Annotated in this window: 5 protein-coding genes; 1 reads left to right on the top strand and 4 read right to left on the bottom strand. The window is 57.0% G+C overall.

Translation table 11 applies throughout. From position 1 onward, the window contains the following. Positions 1–627: 627 nt before the first annotated feature. From BRAGE_RS53425 to BRAGE_RS0130205, 3 genes are all read right to left on the bottom strand, one after another. Positions 628–2910, bottom strand: a complete 2283-nt coding sequence (locus tag BRAGE_RS53425; RefSeq protein WP_283808069.1) for a di-heme-cytochrome C peroxidase — start codon at positions 2908–2910, stop codon at positions 628–630. A gap of 46 nt (positions 2911–2956) precedes the next feature. After that, positions 2957–4258, bottom strand: coding sequence for a hypothetical protein (locus BRAGE_RS0130210; protein WP_231164243.1), 1302 nt, complete (start codon positions 4256–4258; stop codon positions 2957–2959). 179 nt (positions 4259–4437) lie between these two features. After that, the gene (locus BRAGE_RS0130205) at positions 4438–7659 is read right to left on the bottom strand and encodes a hypothetical protein (protein ID WP_231164244.1); all 3222 of its coding nucleotides are present in this window, start codon (positions 7657–7659) and stop codon (positions 4438–4440) included. Positions 7660–8523: 864 nt separating this feature from the next. Between BRAGE_RS0130205 and BRAGE_RS0130200 the strand changes: the two genes are divergently transcribed. Further along, a complete protein-coding gene (locus tag BRAGE_RS0130200; protein ID WP_027564847.1) occupies positions 8524–9558 on the top strand; it encodes a hypothetical protein in 1035 nt (344 codons plus the stop codon). Positions 9559–10081: 523 nt separating this feature from the next. On the opposite strand, the gene BRAGE_RS51825 is transcribed toward BRAGE_RS0130200, so the two are convergent. Further along, complete coding sequence (locus tag BRAGE_RS51825; RefSeq protein ID WP_084335110.1) at positions 10082–11719, bottom strand: S53 family peptidase; 1638 nt, start codon at positions 11717–11719, stop codon at positions 10082–10084. Positions 11720–11952: the final 233 nt, after the last annotated feature.

The following is an 11952-nucleotide window of genomic DNA, read 5'->3' as shown; positions in this document are numbered from 1 at the left end:
ATCGCTTCCTCCTCGGACTAACATGGCGACTAATAACTGATCTGATTTACGGCACGGATCATCCGTGCGACCAATTCGGATTATCCATGACCTCGCGGCGGACCGCGTGAGCATTGCAAGTGCATCCTGGGTTCGGCTCATGCGAATGAGCACACAGGCGACCGCACTGCCGGCTCGACCAAACTGATTCGACTTGCTTCTCAACAATGCGCGTCGGTTCTAATGGCCGATGGCTGTGTTCACCGTCTAGGTGACTGAGCTAACGCCGAAGACGGCACTGATGGCAAGGTATCGTGGCTGGGATTTTGCTCTCACGACGGCACATCAGGTCGATACGAGCCATGGAGCGCCGTCCGCTGCGTCTTTTGTCGTGGTAAATCGAGCGCGATGGCAAGCGGCTCGCGGTCCCGCCTTCCTCACGGCGCTCGGTATTCGGCCATAGCAGGGGACTCAGCAGCCTGCGCGGGGAGCCTGCTACACGAGGTCAGCCAGATTTGTCCTCGATCCCCTTCGGATCAAGGTCTCGATCTCATCCCGAATGGCACGCGCGCTGACGAGGCGCGCGCGACGTCGGCGCAAAGTCGAAGGTAGCGGCGCCGACACACAGGCCGACGGGCAACCCATCGCTCATAAAGTCTTGAGATACTCAATGAGCGCTCGACGCTCGGCTTCGGTCAATTCTGGTCCGATGACGCCAGGCGGCAGCTTCGTTAAGTCGGTTTCCTTGCCCTCGAACGAATGTCCGCGATTGCTGTTGCCAAGCAGCGACACATCAAAGTTCGTAAGGCCGGCCGCACAGCTCTCGACCGCCTTTGCTTTTGTAACAAGCCCGACCTTGACCGGGTCGAACGCACGACTGCCGACGCAAAACGACCTCGGCCGCTCGGCTTGCGGCACCAACATGTCTCTCAGTGTCGGAACAGACCCATTGTGAAGATAAGGAGCCGTTGCCCAAACACCGTCCAATGGGCGAGCCCGGTACTGAGGCTCAAGGGCGAGTACTGTCTCGTCCTTGCCGTTGTGGCTCGCACGCGCCCCGATATAGACCCGCTGGTTTTGGCAGTTCTTCCTAGGCCCCCACATTTGCCGCTTGGTCTCTTCAGAAGTGCCGTTCGCAATGACCCATTGATCGATCGTTTTGCCGACCACGTCCATGAGCGCGAGTACAAACAGAGGATCTCCGCCTTTATCTGCCAGAAGGCCACAACCTCCGGCTTTGTTGAGGTCATCTTCAGGATTTAATAGGAGTGACTCGGGTAGGTGAACGCGCCGCGTCGTGAGGACGTTAGACTGTTGGCGGTCGGTGCCGATCGCCGAGACCGGCATCTGGACGACGTTAAAATAATGCCGTTCGCCGACCTCTACCCAATTCTTCTCGCTCTTGGCTGAGCGATCGGGGTTCTCTGCGCGCCAGAATGAGTCTTCCGGCCACTTTTTGTCGAAGGCAGCATCGTTCACCGGGCCTCGGTGGCATTCAAAGCAGTGAGCACGATAAAGATCGCGACCCTGTTCAACGACCTTTTCATCGATCGCCCAGGCCGGGTCACCGCGGAATTTCTCCTGCGCGTCCTTCCATCGGGGAGCCACGAGCCCGGTGAATTTTCTGGCTCCTGCATCTTCGGACGAAAAGGGATCCGTGCCGCGCAGAAGCTCTTCGAACCGCGCGATGTCGGAGAGATGTATGGATGAGGCAAAGAGCGGCCTTCCCGGCGCGGCAGCGGTCATATTGATTTTTGCGCTGACACCGAGCGCTTCGCCTGCATTGCGAACGAGGTCGTTGAGAACAGATGCGTCATACTGTGCCCAAAGGAAATACGGCGTGTCCCAGATCGGTGGAAAGCTCACGGGGGCATCGTGGCGCGCGAAGTTGCCCTTGAGGAGTGGCTCGGACAGTTCGCCGGTCAAGGGATCGAGTAGATTGCTATAGAAAACCTGGTTCCCGATCCGGTTCAGCGCATCAAGTCGACCGAACCCTTCATCGAGATCCGCCACTCCCTGTCGCGTCAAAAGTCTGTCGGTCTCTGCCTTCTGCTTCTTGATCTTTTGGAGTGCTAGCTCAAGATCGCTTCGAAGCTGATTTCGATCGACGCTCTGCCCTTTGATCTGCTCCAGCTTGCTGGCGAAACGCTCGAAACGCCATGGTAAGATCAGCGTGTAGCCGATAGACAGCCCGACGGCTCTTTCAACCTCGCCAAGATTGACCATCGCCGGCCCGCCGTCGAACCGTATGCTGACATTCTTGTATTCGAGATGGCCCGTATGACAGGCGGCGCAGGTTAGCCCAATCTGATCTTCATACGGGACGCCAGTCGCCGGATCGACACCGCCCTTGAGGATGGCAAAGCCGACCGGCAAAGCATTCGGGTTCGCGGGCGCGCTTGGAGTCCAACCGTGGTTGGCTATGTCCCCATTCGGCGCATCGTCGTGATAACCGTATGCGGGCGCAATACCCGCGAAGTCCTTTGAGCCAGGACTGGGAATGAAGCCGAGGCGGCGCAGGTAGTTCTCGTCCGTTAAGCTCGTGTAAGAGAAGGACAGCTCCGGGCGTTCCAGGGCCAAAAACCACTGATAAGGGACAGGGATGGTCGCTGTTCCCTGCGATGTGTGGTGAAACCAGTAACGCTGGCGGGCGCTCCAATTTTGCGGGAGCCAATAAGCGCTTTCGATTTTTGATGGCTCGGGCAGCGTCGCAGGCAGTAATTGAGCGACGAGATTGGCATCGTTCTTGATCTTAAGGGCTGCGTCGCGAACCTTCTCCGGGGCGAAATACACCAGGCCGGCCGCCACGATCACGACAACGATGGTTGCTAATAACAGGCTGGTGATATGAGGCCAGCGCATCAACCAGGAATAAAGACGAGAGCCAAAAGAAGGTCTGCCCATAGCAAGGACTCCATCCATCTTTTTCATCCGTCCAGCCGACCCGGCAGGCTACCGGAAACGGCGACGGTCTCTGTTACTTGTTCAGCAATTGGCTATTGATGAAGGCGACAACGTCGGACGTCTCGGCTGCCGCGCGCCTGGTTATCGTCGCCGCTGCCGGGCCGCCGCGCAAAAAGGATGGGAACCAACCGAAGTTGCGAACATTCCAGTTTTCTTTCGGCCACACCGCGCGGTTGACGCCCAGCGCTACGAAATTTGGAATTTTCCGGGCGAGTGGCTGTGCCGTCTCGGTGTGACAGCTCACGCAATCGGTATTGAAGAAGTGGCTCTTCTTCGTATCGGCAATGGTATTGACGATCTCGATGATGCGGCTGTTGGGCACGTTACCATCGATGAACTCGGAGGTCGAAACACCCTTACGATTACCTTGGGGCAAGGGCGGATTTTGCAACGCCGCGTGTCGACAGGTGACAGGGTTTTGATTGTTCGTGCCCGGTTGCGGGACCACGTGCTTTCCGCCGACGGCGCTGAACATCTGTGCCACGTGCATTCCATCAAGCGTAGGGCCGGGTACTGGGATTAGGCCTGCTTGCGGGACCCTTAACATCGACACGAAAATCCAGGGTTCGGGCGGGGCGATGCCCATCACGGCCATGGTATTGAGACGCTGCGGCGAGAGGTGCTTCTCAATTAAAGCCTTGAGGGCATCGCGGAACGCCTTTGCCGATGCTCCTACAAGACCCGGATGCACATTCAGATCACCCGCAGTCGAGACTTTGACATTGCCAAACTGTCCTGCCCCAAGCTGATCGCGCAAGGACGCGACGTCACGAAGGATCGCCTTGAATGCTTCGTCGTCCGGTTTGAATCGCGGGAAGGGCGCGCAACCGTCCAGAGGCGGGTCCGGGGCGAGAGTGAAGCTGAAGATAAGGTGGCCTGCAGTGTCATGAACCTTGAAGCCGTCCGGCCCGTTGGTCACCGGCTGAATGATGAGCCGGATCTGTGGTTGTCGGCCAAACTGCGCGATGATCTCCGGCGACAATCCCGGCGCGCCCGGATCGATGCGGATGCCGGCCACAAACCAGGCGCCGATCTTTTTCACGGCATCGGGAAACTGAATGTGCCGTGCACCCGAATCCGGCACGCCCGGATGCTCCGGATTTTCGGCGTTGGCGATAAAATGCGCGAAATCCGCGTCGGAAAACAGCCGCTGCGGCGATCCCGAAGGGCCCGCAAGATCGGACACGGCGATCAGATTGGCGAGGTCGGCCGCCGACTTCGGCGGAGGAAAGAGAATGGATACATCATTGGGCGCAAGCGGCCTCGACCCGGCTTGCGCGGGAGCCGTTCCTACCTCCAAAGCTGCGACGAACATCAACCCTGCCGCTAGCAAGCTTGCGAGCCGTCGCGGAAACAGAGATCCGTTGATTTGACCCCTCGCGATCATTGGAAAATCCCCCTGTAAGAGCAAAAATTTAAACATCAGCTGTCGAACAACTACATCTCGCCGCTACGCGCCTCGCCAAGGCAATGCGGGCGACCGGATCAAATCCTTCATTCCTCACCGTAGAATTGGCTTTGCAAGGTCTTGAGCTTCGTCGGATGCAACGCCTCCTCTATACAGCCGAGGAACATCTCACTGCGTGCATTGACCCGCGCGTGATCGGCTGGATGCGTCATATCCGTTTGCAACGCGCGCACCGTTGTCCAGTCGTTCCCACGATCCTTGAGCAATTCGAACAGCGTTCGGCGGTTGTCCGGCGGAGCTAACCGGCCGTCCTTATACCGGTGCAGTCGGAAGTGAGCGAACGTAACCTTAGCCGAGATCTTCGCATCAAATAGCGCGTCGGGTAGCGTTAGCAGATCAAGTCCTTGTAGCTCGCGTAGCTGCACCATCTGATCCTGCGCTTCCTGATACTGCTCACGGCCGACCAATTGATACATTCCTCTCGGGCGAAACAGCCAGCCGTCGTCCGTTCCGGGCTGGTTGCCAAAGTCGTTGTCATCGTAAGCGAGCACGAAATTCGCCAGTTCCTTGGGATGATTCAGCAAAGAGTTCACGTCGACCGCTGGCTTGTTTGCGGCCAGGAGCCTTGAGTTGTTCTTGTCAATGCGATCGCGCCATTTCTGCGGAAGTTGAGAAACCGCGCTGTAAGAAAAGTTCTCGCTGCTGCGAGTAAAATCGGCGCTGTCGTATGAGACGGATCCTAGAATATAGGCAAGGATACGGGGATTCGTTTCCTCGACGCGATCCCATTCCTGCAACAAGGCTTTGACCTGCTCGGCCTGATAGTAGGCCATATAGCTCTTGCGATATGGCGGAACGGGTCGTGGGGCCGGCGAATAATCTTTGCGCGATTCACTCAGCTGGTGCTCGTAGGCGGCGACTTTTTCCTGATATTCCTCATAACCGCGCTGTTGCAACCAATTGCTCTCATAACAAGCAAGTAATGGCTGCGGCTTGATCTTTGGAGTTGGTTGATATTCCTTCGCTAGCTCGTCGGCGTAGGCAGCCCGTGCAAGTTTGGCATCCTTCAGCGTCTCAAATGCGGTCGCGACCGATCCATTCAGAAGATGGAACAACTTCACTTGCAGGCAATCTGCATTGCTCTGCCTTTCGCGGGACTGATCGAAGTCGTCCTTCGGCACGCAGTCCCAAAAACGGCCGCTGCTCAATGAGATGATGTCCTCGGTCTTCTGGGACAGTGTCCAGCCGAGTGGAAGGCTATAAAACAATCCTGTTATGTCCGTCCGGCCGAACGTTGGAAAGCGCTGAACACTGGACGTCACATCGACGTCGGGCCGACGGTCGATGCTGGTTGCATGATTGAGGGCCACATAGGTACGGGAGGTCCGCGTGCTTAGAAGCGCGCGCACCGGCTCCATGAGCTCTCCGAACATGAATGAACCATGATCGCCGAACTGCCCGCTGACGAGGGACAGCAGGTAAATCCTGAATTTCGGCGCATCGGAGGTGCCCTTGATGGCGTTAAGCTTCTCAATCAGGTCGAGCGCGGTCTCAATCCCAGAGTTCTCCACATATCCGCCGTCCACCAGGCGCGCCTGCGGATGAGAGGTTATGCAGTCATTTTTGACTGAGACGGTCGCCGCTGGCGTCACCCACGGAAAACGTGCGCTCGTGAAAGCGGCCGTGCTCAGCGGAATATGCAGCGAGTGGCTCTTGACCGTTTGGTCCATCCCGGTGCCCTGACGTTCAAGCGCGGCAAGAACACACAGGTCCGTGTCTTTGGGGTGCAGCGAATCGAAATCAAAGGGAGAGATGACGGCCCGTTTGCCGCTGCCGGCATCCGTCGTGTTGAACAACAGGGCGGGCATGTTGTTGTCGGGCGCCCAATGGGACTGGAAGTCAGCCCTTAGCAGATTGGATTGATTGTCGCTGCCCTTGTTGCTGCGGAGGACCCTGTCACCGGCGTTCTCCAACGTGTATTCGAGGAAGCGCGCGCGATCGAAGGCCGGGATCGCGTGCGGTGAAAACATCTGAGTGAAGTCAGTAAACAGAAAGCCGGCAACCAAAGGCGACAGAAAATCTGTTGCCAGAACGCTTGCTACGCGCTGCTCGACCGGCCCAGGAGCATCAATATCTTGGACCCGTCCAACCCCTGCCAGGAAATCCGCGATTTTGGGGCATGTTTTTGCGTCGACGGCATTCGGATCAAGGGACGCATTTTCCGCGTGGAGCGCAGCGGCGAAGATTGCCGAACCGACGCTGCCCCCGGACACACCGCTTATCGCAAACAGATGTTGGCGAAATGCCGGACAGAGATCCTGCATCCGCGCAAGAAACCGCGCGGCATTATTAGCGGCATAGATACCTCCGCCTTGAGCCGCCACAATGAAGACGGGATATTCGCCGAGCCTCTTGGCTTCCTCTACCCGCGGTTTTTGTAAAAGCCACTCGCGGAATGCGGCGGCTGCGGACATGCGCGCCTTTTCCGGCGAGCTGTTTGCTTCAGAGACGGTACGTAGTTCATGGTCGTCACCTCCCAATAAGGAGGCAAGCAGAAACAGCCCACCGAACACAACCGGAATAAACGGAAACGCAAATCTGATGGTCAGGAGAGAAAAATGGACCGTAAGACCAAGGACGCAAACCGCAAAGAGGGCGATCACGCCGAACGATCCGACAAATTGTGCGAGCCTATCAGGCACCATAAGGAATGCTGCTGTCAGCAGCACGATGCCGCCGATCGAGAGCGCGAGAAACCTGTAACGGATGAAGTAAGCATTATTAGCGCGGCTCGCTACATCAATCGAACGATCTCTTGATCCCATTCGCCAAGTAAATGCCACGAAACAGACGAGCATGATCAGCATGGTAATGGCGAGGACGAACAGCACGTTCCTCTCAAACGCGAGCGCCTGGTCTTGAATGCGGAAGATGCTTCCGACTTCCTCGACCTCGCCAACCTTTCGTGCCGGCCGCGAGGCGAATTGACCTGCTGTAGCGGCGATGATCGGCAGTGCTCCAAGCAACACGGGAGCAAGTCTTATATAGAAAGCTAGGCGCCCGGAAGGCTGGGGGATTTGCGGCAGGGATGCAGTCGTGAGCTGAAAGGCGCTTGCCCAAATCGCTATCGCAATCACGCCCAAGCCAGCGAACTCCTTGAATGTCACCCAACCAAGGTCGTCGGCGGCTATCCGGTAAAGCTCCTGAATTTGATCTGGCAGGTAGAGCAACACCGAGATAGCTACCGACAGAACAATTATCCATCGAAGGTTGCGCAACAAAGTAAACAGCTGCTCGCGCACAGTCATCGCGTCCTCTCCTCACATATTTATGGAGGTCGCTGGCAAGCCACAGAAGTGGGCTCGGGTACCAAGCATTCGCGCCAGCTCACATTGAAAGCATTGAGCCCCAAGCATACGGGCGTCTCGAAAAAGATTGAATTACGGTCACGCTCGTAGGTAGCGCGTTTAACATTGTGCACTTCCGTACAGGAGTGTTCCGGGAATGTCGATATCTTCTACGCGGCGACGGCGGAGTTTTCCTCCGAATGGCCGCGACTTCCGCGTCGTCGCGCAAATCGGTTGCCGACGTATGACTCCCTTGATGTGGCTGGCAAAGCCTGATCGCAAACGCTTAGTACGGCCGCCTATCGGAAGAATACGCACTGGCTAGGCAGAGGGTGCGAGATGGCCCGCGACAAGCTGCGATCGGATGTCTTCGGAGCGACATCTTGCGGCTTTAAAGCAATGTCTCGCGCTTTTGTTCGGCGTAACTTGGGGCGGGAACGCAAAAAAGCGGCGCCGAAACTGCTCTAGTCTGTGCGGCTAAGAAGCTTGAGAGCCTGGTGTGTTGCGCGCCCTGTCGAGGGCATGGCTGAAAAATGACAACAGTCCAGAAGCGATACCAACTGGAATCGAGAGCGGGCTCCTGCGACCCGCCGTCGGCCTCACGTACTCAAGCCTTCCTCGCAGATGAAACGATTGGGTCACAAGCGGAGAATTTGTAGCGCGCATCCTCGTACCTCGTTTATTCCTGCGCGTGGCTGCCTTAAGGCGGTCGGCGATTTAAACGCTGCATCATGCCATTTCCGCCGGCCGCGATCCGGCGGGAATGGCATTCGTTGCTTGTTGTGTATTCGTACTTTGTTTCAACAAGTTGCTTTGAGAATAATCATGCTGCAAAGGCGGTCTAAGCACCCCGACATTCGCACGAAGATCTTAAGCCAAGCATGGGGTGAAAGGCGATGGCAGCCGCCGTTGGCCTGCATCGCAACGGTCTTTCTTGCGGGCTGTTCGCTCCATCCTGTCCAACAGGATGTTACCGGGGTGCGCACGTCTGAGCTTGTGCAATACATTCGCTGCGAAAGTCGGCTGGCAATCCAGGACAAGGCGATTGCACTCTTCCGGAAGGAGGATCTGGCGAACCCTTTGATTGATGAGCTCAGCGCTCTCCGCGGAAGACAGTGGCCGTCGAACCTCAGGACTCGTCTAAACGGGATCGAGCAGGTCATTTACGATCGATACATCAGGACTGGCATAGCTTATGATTTTTCCTTCGACATTACTGAGGACAACGGCGCCTCCGGCGTCCTCGATCCCGTCAAGTTGTTCACCAATGGGGCCGCAGGACTCGGCCTGTCGGCAAGCGGCGATTTCAGGCGCGAGAATCTCAGGCATTTCGTTGTGAGTGAGACAGCCGAAGATCTTTTGGAGAATGGCCAGCTGGAGTGTGGGCCGAGCTACGACTACAAATCATCCAACTACACTTACCCGATCGCAGGAAAGATCGGCATCGACGAACTGGTTTCGACCTTCTTTGAGATCAATGAAATCAAGAATTTGTCGCCTGACAAAACGAGCGCGACGATTTTTGCAGATACATTGACATTCACCACGACCATTACAGGATCAGCCTCTCCGCACGTTATCGTAGCACCCTCGGGAAACCGGTGGGGATTGGCGAGCGCAGCAAGCCTCGGCATCTCCGGATCGAGAGTGGATAAGCACGCGCTGATCATTGGTCTGTCGCTCGACACGATGAAACGAACGGCTTCGCGGCAGACAGCTGCGGCTGCGATCGTGGCTCCTGGGTTGGCGGCTCGGTCCGCCCTTCAAAGATCCAATGTACGATCAGCGAATGAGCAGAGTGCGCTGGATGCTGTTACTCAAGCGCGTCTGGACGCTTATCTGGACCGGGCGTTTCGCTAAACCAAGAGCTCTGGCTCTGGCGCCGGCGGCATCGGATGCAGTCGGCGCTTTGACCGACACTAAGCGATCGAGTTTGTATCCACTGCGGTTTTGCTGCCTTCATTGCGCCGTGGGCGCGCGCACTCTTGTGAGAATTTGCAGCGTCATGAAATTGGGAAGCTGCCGTTCTAACCGTTAAACTACGCCCGCACGAGGCGGCTGTTTTGGTCTCTTAGGCACCCCTACCGACTAGGTGCGACGTCGGTTCTCGGAGGCCGTTACCTTCAATGGAAAAAGGACAAGCAAAGAACTGAAGTATGACTAAGAGTACCGCGAGAACAGAGACGATAAAACCTGTGAGCTTGGTGCCCTTTTCTGCCAAGGCAGATTATCGAGCCCGCCCATGGTGTCGCGAAACCGCGCGGCACAGAATTGTTTTGCTGCTGCTTTAGGAAACGATGCAGGGCTGGTCGGTTAGAGCCAGCTCTGCATCGGTCTCGCAAATTGGCAGGTGTGAGCCGTAGCGGCTCCCTTCGTGTAGCTTCTACGCTGCGACGGATGCCTGCACTGGTGCTTGCGTCAACGCAGCGATCAATTGCTTGACGTCCGGCGCCCCCAAGCCGGTGACGCGGTCATAGCCGACCCCGCCCCTGAATTCGCCATTGCTGCCGGCTGTAATGTCCCGGAAGCAACCAGTGCCGTTGAGTGGGTAAAGCAGCGGATTCAAATAAGGAAGGGCGGGTAGTCCGGCTTTTTGGCGTGACTCATTGATAAGAGCGCAAAAACCCGCCCAAACTGGCGCAGCCCAGCTTGTTCCACCAATTCCGGTGGGCTGTCCGTGCAGGACCAGAAACGCTCCTTCATTCGGATCGGCGGCCGCACTCACATCAGGTACCGACCTTTTACTTCCGGTCGGTACGCCTTTGCCTGTTTGCCAGATTGGGCGGGTGAAGAAGATGCTGTCACCGCCCCCGCTGCCCGGCCAGCCATCCTCTTGAGCAACGGACCCGTCCCCTGGTGCGAGCCTCAAGCTGGTCCCGCCGACCGCAACGACTGCCGTATCCGAGGCTGCATATTCCGCCTGAAGCGGGCCGTTTGGGGTTTGCCCGTCGCTGTTCGGATTGGAGCCGGCGTCGCCGCTCGACACGAAGACATTTACACCCAATGCAGCGAGTCTGAGTAATTTCTGATGCTGGGTGGCCACTTCGCCGTTTGGGCCTCCCATGAAAGTTTCACCCAGTCCAAGGCTTATTGACAACTGTCTGAGGCTCGGATCGTTCGATGCGTCCGCAATGATCCGATCGAGGGCCCGATCGAGCGCCACAAACTGAAGTGAACCGGTCGCGTAGATTTTAATCTTCGCTCCAGGCGCGATTCCGCTGGTCCACGAGACATCCAGCGTCTCCTCTCCCTCGGGGGCGGGCAGATGGCCAGCGCCCACCTTGATCTTGCCGATCCTTGTCAGGTCGACGGCGATCCCGTTTGCTTTCCAAAACTCAGTGATGTCGTGATCATTTGGAAAAGTGTCTATCAATATCGCAATCGTCTGGCCTGCGCCGGTGACGCCCAACGCGTTCGCATTGTACGCATGGAGAATCTCGGCAACAAGATATGGTGGAGAATTGGCGATATTTGGCGAGGGGAGCCCGTGCCGATCCAGAGTGACGCGATTGCCGTGCACAAGCTTGCGCGCCATGTGCTTGTGAGCGTGACGGAATGGTTGCAGGCCGATGATGGCATGGACGGGGGCGCCGACGGATATGGGGAGGCTCGGCGCATTCTGTGCGGCGGTGTAGGTTATTCCTTGTTTCGTAACCTTCACCATTTGGACGCCCAGGCTTTGTTCGATCTGACCGACAGTGGCCTTGGCGTATATTCCGGTGTCGCCCGGGCTCTCGCCGACGACGGTGAAACCTTGTTCCGTCAACCAAGATTTGAGCGCGTCAACGTCGGCCTTTTTGGGCCGGTACTTCTGACTCAATTGCTCGGCAGATAGTACCTCGCCCTCAGCAACACGCTTTTCCAGATCGTCCTTGTCAGGCATCTCGAGTGAAAAGAGCAATTCCATCGTTTCATTGCGGGTGTCGCTCCTTGCGTGAGCCACCATTAGGCCACTCTTGGTCACTCCGGGCTGGGTGGGCAATTCGGTGACGCTGTCTGTAAAGACCTTGCGATCGCTCATGGACATTCTCCCTCAATCACTTGGTGGAATGATCGTCCGCGGCTGGGTTCAAGAGCCGTGCGCTACAACTGGTAGTTTCGCATCTTTATCGTTTTGAGGTGCGGGCCTTTGTGGCTTGGTTCACATTCGCGAAAAATCTCGCGAACGCCAGACGCAAGAGGCTGTTGGGCGCCGTGAGCGACGGGTGAGATTCGATGACCCATTTTCGTTACTGGAGTCAAATAACCTCGGCC

Origin of the sequence: Bradyrhizobium genosp. SA-4 str. CB756, assembly GCF_000473125.1 — a bacterium.
GTDB lineage: Bacteria > Pseudomonadota > Alphaproteobacteria > Rhizobiales > Xanthobacteraceae > Bradyrhizobium > Bradyrhizobium arachidis.
Note: the sequence above shows the minus strand (reverse complement) of the source record. Positions and strands in the feature narration are given on the sequence as shown.

Bases quoted from the DNA above. Each gene is read 5' to 3' on its own strand.
- BRAGE_RS0130200 (WP_027564847.1), top strand. From the start codon at position 8,524: ATGCTGCAAAGGCGGTCTAAGCACCCCGACATTCGCACGAAGATCTTA.
- BRAGE_RS0130205 (WP_231164244.1), bottom strand. From the start codon at position 7,659: ATGACTGTGCGCGAGCAGCTGTTTACTTTGTTGCGCAACCTTCGATGG.
- BRAGE_RS53425 (WP_283808069.1), bottom strand. From the start codon at position 2,910: ATGAAAAAGATGGATGGAGTCCTTGCTATGGGCAGACCTTCTTTTGGC.
- BRAGE_RS51825 (WP_084335110.1), bottom strand. From the start codon at position 11,719: ATGAGCGATCGCAAGGTCTTTACAGACAGCGTCACCGAATTGCCCACC.
- BRAGE_RS0130210 (WP_231164243.1), bottom strand. From the start codon at position 4,258: ATGTTCGTCGCAGCTTTGGAGGTAGGAACGGCTCCCGCGCAAGCCGGG.